The organism is Plantactinospora sp. CNZ320, assembly GCF_002846275.1.
On record NZ_PJMP01000001.1, the window covers coordinates 3,939,215 to 3,954,951 of the forward strand.

General features: G+C 69.6%; 15 protein-coding genes. 9 read left to right on the forward strand and 6 right to left on the reverse strand.

Features of this window, described 5'->3' with window-relative positions; all coding sequences use genetic code 11:
- Positions 1–10: 10 nt before the first annotated feature.
- From CLT71_RS17305 to CLT71_RS17315, 3 genes are all read right to left on the reverse strand, one after another.
- Complete coding sequence (locus CLT71_RS17305; protein ID WP_101368024.1) at positions 11–922, reverse strand: hypothetical protein; 912 nt, start codon at positions 920–922, stop codon at positions 11–13.
- A gap of 141 nt (positions 923–1,063) precedes the next feature.
- Entirely contained in the window at positions 1,064–2,395 is a 1,332-nt protein-coding gene (locus tag CLT71_RS17310; RefSeq protein ID WP_486483312.1) for a sensor histidine kinase, read from the reverse strand.
- Complete coding sequence (locus CLT71_RS17315) at positions 2,392–3,048, reverse strand: response regulator transcription factor (RefSeq protein ID WP_101368025.1); 657 nt, start codon at positions 3,046–3,048, stop codon at positions 2,392–2,394. The genes CLT71_RS17310 and CLT71_RS17315 overlap by 4 nt, the downstream gene beginning before the upstream one ends.
- Before the next feature lie 125 nt (positions 3,049–3,173).
- Between CLT71_RS17315 and CLT71_RS17320 the strand changes: the two genes are divergently transcribed.
- On the forward strand, positions 3,174–3,740 hold the full coding sequence (locus CLT71_RS17320) for a hypothetical protein (RefSeq protein WP_101368026.1): 567 nt from the start codon (positions 3,174–3,176) through the stop codon (positions 3,738–3,740).
- A gap of 126 nt (positions 3,741–3,866) precedes the next feature.
- The gene (locus CLT71_RS17325; RefSeq protein ID WP_101368027.1) at positions 3,867–4,310 is read left to right on the forward strand and encodes a VOC family protein; all 444 of its coding nucleotides are present in this window, start codon (positions 3,867–3,869) and stop codon (positions 4,308–4,310) included.
- A gap of 417 nt (positions 4,311–4,727) precedes the next feature.
- Here the strand turns inward: CLT71_RS17325 and CLT71_RS17330 are convergent, their stop codons facing one another.
- On the reverse strand, positions 4,728–5,945 hold the full coding sequence (locus CLT71_RS17330) for an NADP-dependent isocitrate dehydrogenase (RefSeq protein ID WP_101368028.1): 1,218 nt from the start codon (positions 5,943–5,945) through the stop codon (positions 4,728–4,730).
- 81 nt (positions 5,946–6,026) lie between these two features.
- Between CLT71_RS17330 and CLT71_RS17335 the strand changes: the two genes are divergently transcribed.
- Positions 6,027–6,866 carry an MBL fold metallo-hydrolase gene (locus CLT71_RS17335; RefSeq protein WP_101368029.1) on the forward strand — a complete coding sequence of 280 codons (840 nt, stop codon included), beginning with the start codon at positions 6,027–6,029 and terminating at the stop codon, positions 6,864–6,866.
- Between the two features lie 53 nt (positions 6,867–6,919).
- On the opposite strand, the gene mdh is transcribed toward CLT71_RS17335, so the two are convergent.
- Both mdh and CLT71_RS17345 read right to left on the reverse strand, forming a co-directional pair.
- The gene (gene mdh / locus CLT71_RS17340) at positions 6,920–7,870 is read right to left on the reverse strand and encodes a malate dehydrogenase (protein ID WP_101368030.1); all 951 of its coding nucleotides are present in this window, start codon (positions 7,868–7,870) and stop codon (positions 6,920–6,922) included.
- Positions 7,871–8,122: 252 nt separating this feature from the next.
- Complete coding sequence (locus CLT71_RS17345) at positions 8,123–9,004, reverse strand: bifunctional methylenetetrahydrofolate dehydrogenase/methenyltetrahydrofolate cyclohydrolase (protein ID WP_101371532.1); 882 nt, start codon at positions 9,002–9,004, stop codon at positions 8,123–8,125.
- Between the two features lie 475 nt (positions 9,005–9,479).
- On the opposite strand from CLT71_RS17345, the gene CLT71_RS17350 reads away from it, so the two are divergent.
- The 6 genes from CLT71_RS17350 (at position 9,480) to CLT71_RS17375 (ending at position 15,682) form a co-directional block, all read left to right on the forward strand.
- Positions 9,480–11,111, forward strand: coding sequence for an ABC transporter substrate-binding protein (locus CLT71_RS17350; RefSeq protein WP_101368031.1), 1,632 nt, complete (start codon positions 9,480–9,482; stop codon positions 11,109–11,111).
- Positions 11,112–11,212: 101 nt separating this feature from the next.
- A complete protein-coding gene (locus CLT71_RS17355) occupies positions 11,213–12,151 on the forward strand; it encodes an ABC transporter permease (RefSeq protein WP_101368032.1) in 939 nt (312 codons plus the stop codon).
- Between the two features lie 13 nt (positions 12,152–12,164).
- Entirely contained in the window at positions 12,165–13,091 is a 927-nt protein-coding gene (locus tag CLT71_RS17360; protein ID WP_101368033.1) for an ABC transporter permease, read from the forward strand.
- Between the two features lie 4 nt (positions 13,092–13,095).
- Positions 13,096–14,142 carry an ABC transporter ATP-binding protein gene (locus CLT71_RS17365; RefSeq protein WP_101368034.1) on the forward strand — a complete coding sequence of 349 codons (1,047 nt, stop codon included), beginning with the start codon at positions 13,096–13,098 and terminating at the stop codon, positions 14,140–14,142.
- Positions 14,129–15,175: a dipeptide ABC transporter ATP-binding protein gene (locus CLT71_RS17370; RefSeq protein WP_101368035.1), complete on the forward strand. Its 1,047-nt coding sequence runs from the start codon at positions 14,129–14,131 to the stop codon at positions 15,173–15,175. The genes CLT71_RS17365 and CLT71_RS17370 overlap by 14 nt, the downstream gene beginning before the upstream one ends.
- A gap of 60 nt (positions 15,176–15,235) precedes the next feature.
- A complete protein-coding gene (locus tag CLT71_RS17375) occupies positions 15,236–15,682 on the forward strand; it encodes a hypothetical protein (RefSeq protein ID WP_101368036.1) in 447 nt (148 codons plus the stop codon).
- Positions 15,683–15,737: the final 55 nt, after the last annotated feature.

Here is a 15,737-nt window from a genome sequence, read left to right on the forward strand (position 1 = left end):
TCCGGGTCGATCAGTTCGGGCCGAGGTAGCTGTGCAGCACCGTCGGCCGGTAACCGGCAGCCCAGAACTCCGCGTTCTTCGCGGCGAAGCCGGCGGCGTCCCAGCCTGCGATCATCGGTCGGCCGTCGTTGCCCGGCTCCCAGATCGCGTCGTAGCGCACCAGGCCGGTGTTGGTGAGGTAACTGCTCAGGAACCTGATCCGATAGCCGCTGGCCCAGTGGTTACCGTTCGCCTGCGCCAGTTCGTCCCAGGTGCCGCCGAGCAGGGTGGGCCGGGTGTCGATACCCGGCATCCAGATCCCGACGTACCGGATGTCGGTGCTGATCGGGTTGTTCTGCGCCACCCCGGTCGCCTGGACCAGCCGGTAGCCCTGGGCGCGCATCTTGGCGTCCTCGGCCAGCAGGTCCGCCCGGGTCCAGTCCACGACCAACCGCCGGCCGTCGGTGCCCGGCTTGAAGATCGCGTCGTAGCGGAAGCTCCCGCCGTGCGGATAGCGGTTGACCCGCCACGGCCGCAGGCCCTGGCCCCAGTACGTCGAAAGTTGCTCGAAGAACTGCTGCTCGGTCCAGCCGATCAGGACCGGGCTCAGACCGCTGCCCGGCTTCCAGATCGCGTTGTACCGCAGTTCCCCGTTCGCCCCCTTCACCGCGGTCAGCGAGTCGATCCGCCAGCCCTGGTTGAACAGCTCGCTGTTGCGGGCGAGCAGGTCCTGGGCGGTCCAGGTGTGCACCCAGGCGCGATTGTCGGTACCCGGTTCCCAGATGGCGTCGAACCGGAGTGTGGCGGCCTGGGTCGAGGCCCGGTCCGCCGGCCCGGCCGCCGCCGGTGCCGCCGGCCCGCCGACCAGGGCCGCGAGTGTCAGCAGTACGCCGAGCGTCGCCGGAAGCAGCCGCCGTCCGCGCCGGACGAGGTTTTTGAGCATTGTGGAATTCCTTCCGCTGCTGGTGCGGGCACCGTCGTCGGAGCCGCTGCCACCGATGTCTAGTCGGCTGCGGGTTGTCCGGCTTCGATGCGGCGACCCGGACAATCAACCCCGGACAACAGCGCCGCAGCGGCGGTTCGGTCATCTGGCCGCGGGCAGGGTCACCGTGACCAGCAGGCCGCCGCCGGGACGGGGTTCGGCCGACACGGTGCCGCCGTGCGCCCGGGCGACCGCCCGCACGATCGACAATCCCAGACCGGCACCGGGTGGGTTGCCGGCGAGCCGGTCGCCGTCGAGCCGCCGGAAGGGTTCGAAGAGGCTCGGTATCTCGTACCTCGGCACCACCGGCCCGGTGTTCTCCACCCGTACCCAGACCGTGCCGTCCGGGCCGGTACCGCTGGCGACCCGTACCCGGCCGTGCTCGGGGACGTTGTGCCGGACGGCGTTGTCGACCAGGTTCTGCACCAGTCGTTCGAGCAGCACCGAACTGCCGGTGGTGGGCGCCTCGGCCGCCTCGGCGCGTACGGTAACCGGCCCGGGTGGCACCTGCGCGACGACGTGTTCCACCACGTCCGCGAGGTCCACATAGGAGCGCTCCGCCACCTCGTGCTCCGAGCGGGCCAGCAGCAGGAGCCCGTCGATCAGCCGTTCGTGCCGGGCGTTGACCGCGAGCAGCGTACTGCCGAGCTGGCGCAGCTCGGGCGGGACGGAAGCAGGCGTGAGCATCACCTCCAGCAGGGTCCGGTTCAACGTCAGCGGGGTACGCAGTTCGTGCGACGCGTTGCCGATGAACCGTCGCTGGCTGTCGAACGCGTGGTCCAGCCGGGCCAGCATCAGGTCGAAGGTGTCGGCCAGTTCCCTGATCTCGTCCGGTGGACCGGTGAGCGCGATCCGTTCGTGCAGGCCACGGTCGGCGTCCGGTGCGCTGGCGATCCGCCGGGCCGTCTCGGTGACCTGGTGCAGCGGCTGGAGCAGCCGGCCGGCGATCAGCCAGCCGAACGCGGTCGCGGCGGTACCGACCACGACCAGTGCTATCCCGCCCTGGGTGAGCAGCGCCTCCAGGGCGTCCCGCCGGGCCTGGCCGGCCGCCCGGGTCACCCGCTCCATCTCGGCCGACGACGGCGGCCCGACACCGTCGCCCGGCGACAGTTGCCTGACAGCGTCGCCCGGCGACAAGCGTCCGCCGTCACCACCCGGCGACAGCTGCCCGGCATCGCCACCCGGCGAGGGCGGCCCGACGTCAGCACCCGGTTCCGAGGTGATGTCGCCGTCGGTCCCCGCCTCCGCTGGCGTCGTTGCCCCCGGAACCGGCCCGATCCGGTTGACGGTGAACACGGAGTCCTCCGGCAACCGCTGCGACATCAGGACGTGCGTCACGGCGAGCAGCAGCAGACCGGCGAGCAGGAACAGCCCGCCGTAGACCAGGGTGAGCCGGGCCCGGATCGTCAGCCTGGCCGGCGAGAATCGTCTCACGGAATCCGGTACCCCACCCCGGGCTCGGTCAGCACGATCGGCGGATCGCCGAGTTTGCGACGCAGCTTGAGCACCGCCATCCGTACCGCGTGGGTGAACGGGTCGGCATGCTCGTCCCAGGCCTTCTCCAGCAACTGTTCGGCGGAGACCGCAGCACCGTCGGCCCGGAGCAGCTCGGCGAGGACCGCGAACTCCTTGCGGGACAGTGGGACGTACCGACCGTCCCGGTAGACCTCACGGCGGTGCGGGTCGAGGCGTACCCCGGCCCGTTCCAGTACCGGCGGAGCGGCCGACCGGCACCGCCGGCCGAGCGCCGCCACCCGGGCGGCCAGTTCCCGGAATGCGAACGGCTTCGGCAGGTAGTCGTCGGCGCCGAGGGCCAGCCCGGTGACCCGGTCGTCGATCCCGGCGGCGGCGGTCAGCATCAGCACCCGGGCCGGGGAGCCGTGCCGGACGATCGCCCGACAGACCTCGTCGCCGTGCAGCACCGGCAGGTCACGGTCCAGCACCACAACGTCGTAGTCGTGTACCCCGACCCGCTCCAGGGCGGCACCGCCGTCGTGCACCACGTCGACCGCGTGGGCGTCCCGACGCAGCCCCTGGGCCACGGTGTCGGCGAGCAGCCGTTCGTCCTCGACCAGCAGGATCCGCATCTGCCCAGGGTGCATCGGGCCGGGTAACCAGGGCGTCAACGTATTCCGTGACGCCCGGGAAAGGCGCCCCCGGCTCTACTCGGTACCGCCGGCGACCGTCCGGCACGAACGGAGGTGGTACGAGGATGCGCACCAGGACCGGTCTGCTACTCAGCCTGCTGCTGGTGGCCGGCGTCGTGGCCGGCTGCGGCGAGGCTGACGAGGACCCCGCGATCGCCACGGCCGGTGGTACCACCGCGGGTGCCAGCGGTGGCGTGAACCGGGAACCGGTGGACGAGGCGGACCGGGCTCGCCGGTTCGGTCAGTGTGTCCGGGAGAACGGGGTGCCGGACTTCACCGATCCCGAGGTCGAGGGCGGAGCGATCCGGCTGCGGGTACCGGAGGGCACCGACCGGGCGAAGATGGACGCGGCGCAGCGGAAGTGCAAGGAGTACATGCCGAACGGGGGTGAACCGCCGAAGGTCGACCCGCAGGCGCAGCAGCAGATGCGGGAGTACTCCCGGTGCATGCGGGAGAACGGCCTGCCGAAATTCCCGGACCCGGAGCCGGACGGCGGGATCCGGATCGAGGGCGGACCCGACCTCGATCCGCAGTCGGAGACCTTCAAGGCCGCCGAGCGCACCTGCGCGCGGCACCAGCCGAAGCCGCCCGGCGGTACCGGCGAAGGCCCGGGGACCGACAGCAGAAACTGACCGCTTACCACCCGGGCCAGCGTCCCGGGTTCGGCCGGCTCGGCGATTCGGCCGGCTCGGCCGGCTCGGCCGGCAACTCGGCGAACCGGTAACGCCGGATCTCGCCGGATCGGACAATGACTGGTCATGGAGCAACGCGTGCACTTCATCACGGCGGCCACCCGGGACCTGGACCGGGCTCGGGACTTCTACGTCGACGGGCTGGGCTGGACGCCGACCCTGGACGTACCGGACGAGATCCTCTTCTTCCAGGTCGCTCCCGGGGTGGTGCTCGGGCTCTTCGAGGCGGAGGCGTTCGCCGCCGACCTCGGTACCGGAGGCGCGCTGCTGCCGGCACCGACCGGCTTCACCCTGTCGCACAACGTCGAGAGCCCGGCGGAGGTCGACCGGGTGTTGGCGCAGGCCGCCGCCGCTGGCGCGACAATCGTCAAGTCCGGCCGGAACGCCGCCTTCGGCGGCTACCACGGCTACTTCTCCGACCCGAACGAGCTGCTCTGGGAGGTTGCGCACAACCCGGGCTGGCAGGTGGCGGAGGACGGGCGGGTGACGCTCGCCCCGATCGAGGAATGAGCGCCGCCGGGGCCGGTAGGCCGTCGGGCTTGGTAAGGGTGGTCAGGCTGGCCGGCCAGGTGATCCGGGTGAGCCCTCAGGCTGTAGACGAGGGCGCGGGGGGCCCGGGACAGGGCCCCCCGCAGGGAAGGGACGGCTGGCTGTGCGCAACAGCCGGGAAGACCGCTCCATCCGGTACGGACCTCTCGCGGCGGCCTCGACCGGGCCGGTCTTCCTGGACGCGACTGGCATCACGTCCACCCTGTCCAACGAGAGCGCCCCTCAGCCGGTAACGGCACAAATCAACCGATCTTGGACGCTGACCGGCTCGGTGTCCCGGTGGATGTTGACGACTTGTCGTCGCTTGAACGACCACAAGTCGTCAACATCGCCAGGCAGAGCATCAGTAGGCAGGGCAGCGTCCCGGCAGGGGCAGTGTCAGGCGCCGAGCTTCTTCGCCAGGTTGTGGTCGAGCGCGGCCATGAACTCGTCGGTGGTCAGCCACGGGGCGTCCCGGGAGATCAGCAGCGCCAGGTCCTTGGTCATCTGGCCACCCTCGACGGTCTCCACGCAGACCTGCTCCAGCGCCTCGGCGAACCGGCTCACCTCGGGAGTGCCGTCCAACTTGCCCCGGTGCGCCAGGCCCCGGGTCCAGGCAAAGATCGACGCGATCGGGTTCGTCGACGTCTTCTCGCCCTTCTGCCACTGCCGGTAGTGCCGGGTGACCGTGCCGTGCGCCGCCTCGGCCTCGACCGTACGGCCGTCCGGGGTCATCAGCACCGAGGTCATCAGGCCCAGCGAGCCGAAGCCCTGCGCGACGGTGTCGGACTGCACGTCACCGTCGTAGTTCTTGCAGGCCCAGACGAAGCCGCCCTCCCACTTCAGCGCGGCGGCGACCATGTCGTCGATCAGCCGGTGCTCGTAGGTGATCCCGGCGGCGTCGAAGTCCGACTTGAACTCCGCCTCGAAGACCTCGGCGAAGATGTCCTTGAACCGACCGTCGTACGCCTTGAGGATGGTGTTCTTGGTGGAGAGGTAGACCGGGTAGCCACGGTCCAGGCCGTACCGGAACGAGGCCCGGGCGAAGTCCCGGATCGAGTCGTCGAAGTTGTACATCCCCATCGTGACGCCGCCACCGGGGAAGTTCGCCACCTCCATCTCGACCGGGGCGCCGCCGTCGGTCGGGGTGTAGGTGATGGTGACCGTGCCCGGCCCGGGGACCACGAAGTCGGTCGCCTTGTACTGGTCACCGTGCGCGTGCCGGCCGATGATGATCGGCTTGGTCCAGCCCGGTACCAGCCGGGGCACGTTGGACATGATGATCGGCTCGCGGAAGACCACGCCGCCGAGGATGTTCCGGATGGTGCCGTTCGGCGAACGCCACATCTTCTTGAGGCCGAACTCCTCCACCCGGGCCTCGTCCGGGGTGATGGTGGCGCACTTGACGCCCACGCCGTGCTGCTTGATCGCGTTCGCCGCGTCGACCGTCACCTGGTCGTCGGTCTCGTCGCGGTACTGGATCGACAGGTCGTAGTAGTGCAGGTCGACGTCGAGGTACGGCAGGATCAACTGATCGCGGATCTGCTTCCAGATGATCCGGGTCATCTCGTCGCCGTCGAGTTCTACCACCGGATTCGTAACCTTGATCTTCGCCATCGGGCGACGCTCCTCTCCGGGACATCTGCTCTAGCAGTACGAGCGTACTGGAGAGCGTCGGGGGCCCGTACACTGCCTGCCATGCTCAGCCGTTCCGTGGGCCCGGTCACCCGTTCCGTGGGCCCGGTCACCGTCGTCGCGCTCCCGGACGCCGAAGGGCTGTTCTTCCAGCCCCGCTCCGAGGCGTTCCCGAACGCCACCGCCGCACACTGGCGGCAGGCCGACGAACGCGACCCGGGAGCGGTGACCGCCGACGGGCAGTGGCGGCTGCCGTTCCGCTGCTTCGCGCTCCGCTTCGACGACGGCCCGGCAGCCGGCCGGGTGATCCTGGTCGACGCCGGCATCGGCCCCGCCGACGCACCCGCCCGGAGCTGGGCCCCGGTGCCCGGCCGGCTGCCGGCCGAACTCGCCGCCGCCGGCATCGCGCCGGAGCAGGTCGACACGGTGGTACTCACCCATCTGCACACCGACCACGTCGGCTGGGCGGTCACCGGCGCGGCCGGTACGCCCTACTTCAACAACGCCCGTTACCTGCTACAACAGGTCGAGGTCGCGGCGTTCCGCCGGCACGACCCGTCCGGGGTGGCCGGCTACCTGCTCGACCCGCTCACCGCCGCCGGCCAGCTCGACACGCTCGACGGCGACCAGCGGCTCGCCCCCGGGGTACGGGTGCTGGCCACTCCCGGCCACACCCCCGGGCACCAGTCGGTGCTGGTCGAGCATGCCGACCAGAGCCTGCTGATCACCGGCGACCTGCTGGTGCACGCGGTGCAGTTGGTCGCGCCCGAGCTGCCGTACGCCCACGAGGAGGACCCGGTGACCGCCCGCGCCTCCCGGGAGCGGCTCCTCACCGAGCTGGCCGCCCGGCCGGCCGCCACGCTCGGCACCCCGCACCTGAGCACCCCGTTCGTCCCGCTGTAAGGAAGGGCCCCCGCTTAGCGTTTTCTGCTGTAGCGGGGGCCCTTCCTTGCAGTTCACATGTTGGCGACGTCGGCCTGCTTGGCCCGGACCGCCTCCGCGGCTGCCTTCAGGCTCTCGATCTCGTCGGCGTCCAGCGGCGTCTCCACGATCCGGCGTACGCCCTCGCGGCCGATCTCCGCCTCGACACCGAGGTAGACCCCGGAGATGCCGAACTCGCCGTCGACCCAGGCACAGACCGGCATGACCTCGCCGGAGTCGGTCGCCACGGCCCGGGCCATCCGGGCGGCGGCCGCCGACGGTGCGTAGTACGCCGAACCGGTCTTGAGCAGCGCGACCACCTCGGCTCCGCCGTTGCGGGTGCGTACCACCAGCTCCTCGATCTGCTCCGCCGGCATCACGTCGCGCAGCGGCTTGCCGTCGACGGTGCTGCGGGAGGGTACCGGCACCATCGTGTCGCCGTGCGAGCCGAGGGTGAGGGTACGCACCGAGCCGACCTTCACGCCGAGCGCCTCGGCGACGAAGTTGGTGAACCGGGCGGTGTCGAGCATGCCAGCCTGGCCGAGCACCCGGTTCTTCGGGAACTGGGTGGCGATCTGGGCCAGCGCGGTCATCTCGTCGAGCGGGTTGGAGACGACGATGACGACGGCGTTCGGGGCGTACTTGGCGACGTTCTCGGCGACCTGGCGGACGATCCGGGCGTTCGTCTCCAGCAGGTCCATCCGGCTCATGCCCGGCTTGCGGGGCAGCCCGGCGGTGATCACGACGACGTCGGAGCCCTCGATCTGCTCGTAGCCCTCGCCGCCCTTGCCGGTCGTCACGCCGACGACCTTGGTCTCGAAGCCCTCGACCGGGCGCGACTGGTTGAGGTCCAGCGCGATGCCCTCGGGCTTGCCCTCGATGATGTCGGTGATCACGACAGTGTCGAAGACGTCGTACTCCGCCAGGCGCTGCGCGGTCGTCGAGCCGTAGAAGCCGGCACCGACTACGGTGACCTTTTTGCCCATGGTCGTCCCACTCCCTGATACCCGTCTGGTTATTTCCGGACGGTATCAGTCAAGGGTGTTCGGTTCTGGCCAGGGGCGGAATTGCCTGCAGTAGCTCACACTCCCCGGACAGACGGGCCCCGGTTGGGGCACATCCGGACGGGCCGGGACCTGACGTGCCGGATCCGGACGCGCGGGACCCGGTGCGGAAGTCAGATCGGCGGAACGGACCCGGTGCGGGCTCAAGTCGCGGGACGGACCCGGCGCAGGGCCTCAGCTCCGGACGGCGGACTCGAGCTGGGTCTCGGCCCGCTCCACCACGTTGGCCAGCAGCATCGCCCGGGTCATCGGGCCGACTCCACCCGGCATCGGCACCAGCTTGCCGGCCACCTCGGCGACATCCGGACCGACGTCCCCGGTGTAGCGGCCCTTGCCGTCCGCGCCGATCACCCGGGTGATGCCGACGTCGACGACCACCGCGCCCGGCCGGACCATGTCGGCGGTGAGCAGGCCCGGTACGCCGGCCGCCACGATCACGATGTCGGCGGCCCGGGTGTGCGCGGCCAGGTCGAGGGTGCCGGTGTGGCAGAGCGTCACCGTGGCGTTCTCGCTGCGCCGGGTCAGCAGCAACCCGAGCGGCCGGCCGACGGTGTTGCCCCGGCCGACCACCGCCACCTCGGCGCCGCGCAGCGGCACGTCGTGCCGGCGGAGCAGCTCGACGATGCCGCGCGGGGTGCAGGGCAGCGGCCCGGGGTAGCCGAGAACGAGCCGGCCGAGGTTGACCGGGTGCAGCCCGTCGGCGTCCTTGTCCGGGTCGATCATCTCCAGCACCCGCTGGGTGTCCAGCTGCACCGGAAGCGGGAGCTGCACGATGTAGCCGTGGCAGGCCGGGTCGGCGTTGAGTTCGGCGATCGTCGCGTCGACCTGCTCCTGGGTGGCGTCGGCCGGCAACTCGCGGCGGATCGAGGCGATGCCGACCTCGGCGCAGTCCCGGTGCTTGCCGTTGACGTACGCCTGGGAGCCGGGGTCCTCGCCGACCAGTACGGTGCCCAGTCCCGGTACGACGCCGCGATCGGCCAGCGTCTTCACCCGGTCGCGAAGTTCGTCCTTGATGTCTGCCGCTGTCGCTTTGCCGTCGAGAAGGGTGGCCGTCACAGCACAGATCGTCTCACGCGGTTCGGCGGGCCGGCCCGGCACCCGGCTGCTCGGCGCGGGGATCGGCAACATGACCAAGCCGGAGCGGAAGGCGATCGAGCGGAAGATGTTCACTATACGTAGCCGTGTTCTTAGTCACGCTCAGTGAGATCTTGTGGAGAAGTCCACAATGTGGAAGACACGATCAGGGTCAATACGGACTAATCCCAGAGGCGCAGTTGCCCGGCTCACAATGGGCAACCGATGCCATTCAAGCCTGATAGGTTCCGTACGCCCGAATCCGTGGCTCACTCTGCCCGGAGTCGCGATAGCAGGTCAGCCGGCATATCTGCAAGTCATGCCCCGGAACTGTGTTACAGACTCGTGACCATCCAGTTTGGCCAGGGGTCCTGCTCCGACCTACCTTTGCCGAGCGTTGCACAGCGTTACCTCTGTAGGCGGATGCCTGCGCAGCGTAAGGAGACGAGGAGGCTCAATGCAGGTTCGTAGGCTCGCTGCCTGGACCGCCCTCCCCCTTGCCGCGACCCTCGGCCTGGCGGCCTGTGGCGGGGGCGGCGACTCGGGGGAGAGCGACCCGAATGCCACGGTTTCGATCCAGATCGCGGAACCGCAGCACCTGATCCCGACCAACACCAACGAGTCGAGCGGCAACCAGGTGCTCTCCGCCCTGTTCACCCCGCTGGTCGACTACGACGAGCAGAACAAGCCGTTCGAGGTCGCCGCCGAGTCCGTGAACTCGACCGACAACGTGACCTGGACGATCAAGCTGAAGGACGGCTACACCTTCCACAACGGCGAGAAGGTGACCGCGGACAGCTACATCAACGCCTGGAACTACGGCGCCTACGCGCCGAACGGCCAGGGCAACAGCTACTTCTTCGAGAAGATCGCCGGCTACGAGGACCTCCAGTCGGAGGACCCGGACGGCGACGGCCCGCAGAAGGCGCCGGAGCCGAAGGCCACCACCATGAGCGGGCTGAAGAAGGTCGACGACCTGACCTTCACGGTGACGCTGGCCAAGCCGTACACCGAGTTCAAGACGGTGCTCGGCTACACCGCGTTCTACCCGCTGCCGGCGGCCGCCTTCTCGGCACCCGGCGTGATCAAGGAAGGCTTCGAGGACGCCCCGATCGGCAACGGTCCCTTCAAGATGAAGGGCACCTGGCAGCACGACGCCAAGGTCGAGGTCGAGCGCTACGACGCGTACCCGGGCGAGAAGCCGAAGGTCGCCGGCGCCGAGTTCCGGATCTACCAGCAGCTCACCGCCGCGTACGCGGACGTGCTGTCGGACAACCTCGACGTGGACGTCACCGTCCCGACCGAGAACCTGAGCACCGCGGCCACCGACCTGGGTGACCGGTTCAAGCAGAGCCCGGCCTCCGCCTTCCAGTTCGTGGCGTTCCCCACGTTCGAGGAGGAGTTCAGCAAGCCTGACGTCCGCAAGGCCGTCTCCATGGCGATCGACCGGGACGAGATCAGCAAGTCCATCTTCAAGGGGTCGCAGATCTCGGCGCGCTCCTTCGTCTCCCCGGTGGTCGCCGGCTACCGCGACGACACCTGCGGCGAGGCCTGCGAGTTCAACCCGGCCAAGGCCAAGGAGCTCTACCAGGCCGCGGGTGGACCGAGCGAGCTGAAGATCACCTACAACGGTGACGGTGGGCACAAGGACTGGGTCGACGCGACCTGCAACCAGCTCAAGGCCAACCTGGGCGTGGAGTGCGTGGGTGCGGCCGAGCCGAAGTTCTCGGACCTGCTGACCAAGGTCGACAACAAGCAGCCGGTCGGCCTGATCCGGCTCGGCTGGCTGATGGACTACCCGTCGATGGAGAACTACCTCGGCCCGCTGTACACCACCAACGGCTCGTCGAACTACTACGGGTACAGCAACCCGGAGTTCGACCGCCTGGTGCAGGAGGGCACGACCGCCGCGACCGCGGACGAGGCGATCAAGAAGTACCAGCAGGCCGAGGACATCCTGGCCGCCGAGATGCCGGTGATCCCGCTCCGGTTCGGCCAGAACGTCTACGCGCACTCGACCCGGGTCAAGAACGTCGAGGTCGACCTCTTCCAGGTCGTCGACATGACCAAGATCGAGGTCGTCAGCTGAGCTGACCGCAAGGCCGGTCCGGGCCACCCGGTAACTCCTCGGGTGGCCCGGACCGTTTCCCGCGCATCGCGCCCCAGCCATCCCCACGGAGAGTAAGCAGCATGTTCCGCTACATCGTGCGGCGCCTGCTTCAGATGGTCCTGGCCTTCTTCGGGACCACTCTGATCGTCTACGCGCTGATGTTCGCCGGACAGGGTGACCCCATCCAGGCGCTCGCCGGTGAGCGCCCGGTCAGCGAGGCGCAGCGGGCGTACCTGACCGAGAAGTTCCACCTCGACCAGACCGGCGTCGGCGGCTTCTTCTACCGCTACTTCGACTACGTCGGCAACCTGCTCCGGGGCGACCTCGGCGACTCGCTCACCGGCCGGGAGATCGGCGACATGCTGGCCCAGGCCTGGCCGGTCACCGTGAAGCTCGCGCTCATCGGCCTGCTGGTGGCGATCGTGGTCGGCGTCACCTCCGGGGTCATCGCCGGACTCCGCCGGGGCAGCATCTTCGACAACGCCACCCTGGTGCTGACCCTGCTGGTGCTGGGCATCCCCACCATCGTGCTGGCGCCGCTCGCGCAGTACTTCCTCGGCGTCAAGCTGCCGCTCTTCCCGCCGACCGCCGGCGCCCAGCCCAGCCTCTACGCCCTGCTGCTGCCCGGCATCGTGCTCGGCTCCCTGTCCCTGGCCACCGCGCTGCGGCTGACCCGTACCTCGGTCGCCGAGAACCTCCGCTCCGACTACGTACGGACCGCGAGGGCCAAGGGGCTGCCGGTGCGCCGCATCGTAAGCGTGCACGTACTCCGGAACTCGCTGATCCCGGTGATCACCTTCCTCGGCGTCGAACTCGGCAACCTGATGAGCGGCGCGATCATCACCGAGGGCGTCTTCAACATCCCGGGCGTCGGGTTCAACCTCTTCCGCGGCATCAAGACCGAGGACGGCCCACTGGTGGTCGGCCTGGTCAGTGTGCTGGTCGTGGTCTATCTGGTGTCGAACCTCGTGGTCGACGTCCTCTACGCCGTCCTCGACCCCCGCATCCGGTACGAGTGAGGGATCAACAGGCATGAGTGAGCTTGAGACAGTCGCCGCGGCCGGGACGGCCGGCGGCAAGGCCGGGACCGACCCGGCCGCCCGGCCGCGCAGCCTGGCCGGCGACGCCTGGCGCGACCTGCGCCGCAACCCGATCTTCTGGATCTCCCTGGTACTGGTGCTCGTGGTCACCGCGATGGCGGCCTTCCCCGGCCTGTTCACCGCGAACGACCCGCAGGACTGCACGCTGGCCCGGCAGCACGCCGGCCCCGGCGGCGGCGCCCCGTTCGGGTACGACTTCCAGGGCTGCGACATCTACGCGCGTGCCGTCTTCGGTGCCCGGGCATCGCTGCTGGTCGGCGCCTTCTCGGCGCTGGTCACCGGGCTGATCGCGATCACCGTCGGCATGCTCGCCGGCTACTTCGGCCGGTGGGTCGACGCGGTGCTGTCCCGGGTGATCGACGTGGTCCTCGGCATCCCGCTGCTGCTCGCCGCGATCGTGATGCTCAAGCGGATCAGCAGCGACAGCCCGAACGTCCGGATCATGGCGGTGATCTTCGTACTCGCGATCCTCGGCTGGACCACCGCCGCCCGGGTGATCCGCTCCTCGGTGATCACCGCCAAGCAGCAGGACTACGTCGCGGCGGCCCGGATGCTCGGCGCCGGCAACGGCCGGACCATGTGGCGGCACATCCTGCCCAACTCGCTGGCCCCGGTGATCGTGGTGCTGACCATCGCGCTCGGCTCGTTCATCGCCGCCGAGGCGACACTCTCGTTCCTCGGCATCGGCCTGAAGGCCCCGACCATCTCCTGGGGCATCGACATCGACGCCGGGCGGACGCACATGCGGGAGTCGGCGGTACCGCTCGTGGTGCCCTCGACCTTCCTGGCGCTGACCGTACTGGCCTTCATCATGCTCGGCGACGCGATCCGCGACGCCTTCGACCCGAAGCTGCGGTGACCACATGACGGTGCACGTGAACGAACGGAGCGGGCTCGGCGACCGGCAACCGGCCGGTGGAGACGGCGGGCACCTGCTGGAGGTACGGGACCTCTTCGTCGAGTTCCACACCCGGGACGGTGTGGCGAAGGTGATCAACGGCGTCTCGTACCACCTGGACGCCGGAGAGACCCTGGCGGTACTCGGCGAGTCGGGCTCCGGCAAGTCGGTGACCGCGCAGGCGATCATGGGCATCCTAGACATGCCGCCGGCGGTCATCCCGACCGGCCAGATCCTCTACCGCGGTACCGACCTGCTGAGGCTGCCCGAGGAGGAGCGCCGGAAGGTACGCGGCAAGCAGATCTCGATGATCTTCCAGGATGCGCTCTCCGCGCTGAACCCGGTCTTCCCGGTCGGCTGGCAGATCGGCGAGATGCTGCGGCTGCGCGAGGGACTGTCCCGGGCCCAGGCCAAGCGCCGGGCGATCGAACTCATGGAACTGGTCAAGATCCCGGCCGCGAAGCAGCGGATCGGGGACTATCCGCACCAGTTCTCCGGCGGCATGCGGCAGCGTGTCATGATCGCGATGTCGCTGGCCCTGGACCCGGCGGTGCTGATCGCCGACGAGCCGACCACGGCGCTGGACGTGACGGTGCAGGCCCAGATCATGGACCTGCTCGGCGAGCTGCGCCGGGACCTGAACATGGCGATGATCCTGATCACCCACGACCTCGGGGTCGTCGCCGACGTGGCCGACCGGATCGCCGTGATGTACGCCGGCCGGATCGTCGAGCACGCCGACGTGCACTCGCTGTACGAGGCACCGGCACACCCGTACACCAAGGGGTTGCTGGAGTCGATTCCCCGGCTCGACCTCAAGGGTCAGCGGCTGACCACCATCAAGGGCCTGCCGCCCAACCTGATGCGGATCCCCAGTGGATGCCCGTTCCACCCGCGCTGCCCGTACGCCCGGCAGGAGTGCGTCGACGTCGTGCCGGCCAGCCGGTCGCTCGGCAACGGCCGGACCAGCGCCTGCCACTTCGCCCAGGAGGTCCTCGATGGCACCCTCTGACCAGCAGCAGACAAGTACCGCCAAGCCGCGCGGCGAGACCGTGCTGCGGGTCGAGAACGTCGTCAAGCACTTCCCGATCACCCAGGGCATCGTCTTCAAGCGGCAGATCGGCGCCGTCAAGGCGGTCGACGGGGTCAGCTTCGAGCTGAACCGGGGCGAGACCCTCGGCATCGTCGGTGAGTCCGGCTGCGGCAAGTCGACCCTGGCCAAGCTGCTGATGCGGCTGGAGACCCCGACCTCGGGCCGGGCGATGCTGGAGGGCCGGGACATGTTCAAGCTCTCCGGCGGGGAACTGCGCCGGATGCGCCGGAACGTGCAGATGGTCATGCAGGACCCGTACACCTCGCTGAACCCGCGGATGACGGTCGGCGACATCATCGGGGAGCCGTTCGACATCCACCCGGACGCCGCACCGCGCGGCTCCCGCCGGCAGCGGGTGCGGGAGTTGTTGGATCTGGTCGGATTGAACCCGGAGCACATCAACCGGTATCCGCACCAGTTCTCGGGTGGGCAGCGGCAGCGGATCGGTATCGCGCGGGCGCTGGCGTTGAAGCCGGAGATCATCGTCTGTGACGAGCCGGTGTCGGCGTTGGACGTGTCGATCCAGGCCCAGGTGATCAACCTGCTGGAGAGCCTCCAGGACGAACTCGGGCTCTCCTACATCTTCATCGCGCACGACCTGTCTGTGGTGCGGCACATCGCCGACCGGGTCGCGGTTATGTACCTGGGCAAGATCGTGGAGATCGGTACCGAGGACGAGATCTACGAGCGGCCGACCCATCCGTACACCCAGGCGCTGCTCTCGGCGGTACCCGTGCCGGACCCGAAGGCCCGGTCGCACCGCGAGATCATCCGGCTCGACGGTGACGTGCCGTCGCCGGCCAACCCGCCGTCGGGTTGCCGGTTCCGCACCCGGTGCTGGAAGGCGCAGGAGATCTGCGCGACCCAGGAGCCGCAGCTCGTGCTCCGGGCCGTCGAGCCACACCCGTCCGCCTGCCACTTCGCCGAACTGAAGCAGCACGTCGTCTCCTGACGCCGGGAACCGCGCGACGGTCCCCCGGCTCTCGTCTACATGGCACGAAGAGTCGTACCCGTGACGCTGGTCCTGCTGGCCCTGGCGGCTTCGCTGGCCGTGACTGTCCCGCTGGTCCTGACCGAGGATGCCACCGGGCCGGTCGACACCTGCCCGGCCACCCCGGGCAGCGCCGAGAACCCGCTCGAGGTGCAGGGGATCGCGGACGCCGGGAACTCGTTCTGGGGCCTGCTCTTCCCGCGCGGCGACCCGGGGCTGCACCCCGGGCGGGACGAAAAGATCGTCTGGCGGATGACCGGCTCCGGCACCTTGAGCATCCGGGCCACCGGCCCCGGCGGGGTCACTGTCGAACCGGTCTGGGGACCCACCGGACACGGCGCGAGCAGCTGGACCAGGCCGGGCGACGAGTGGGGTACCGGCTGGAACTTCCCCACCGCCGGCTGCTGGGCCGTACAGGCCAGCCGGTCCGGTGGCGCGACCGGCAGCGTGCTGCTGCGGGTCGGTTGACCGGACCGGGCCGGGCCGGCGGTGGGCGGAGCGCTGCCCTCGTCCGTGGAACCGT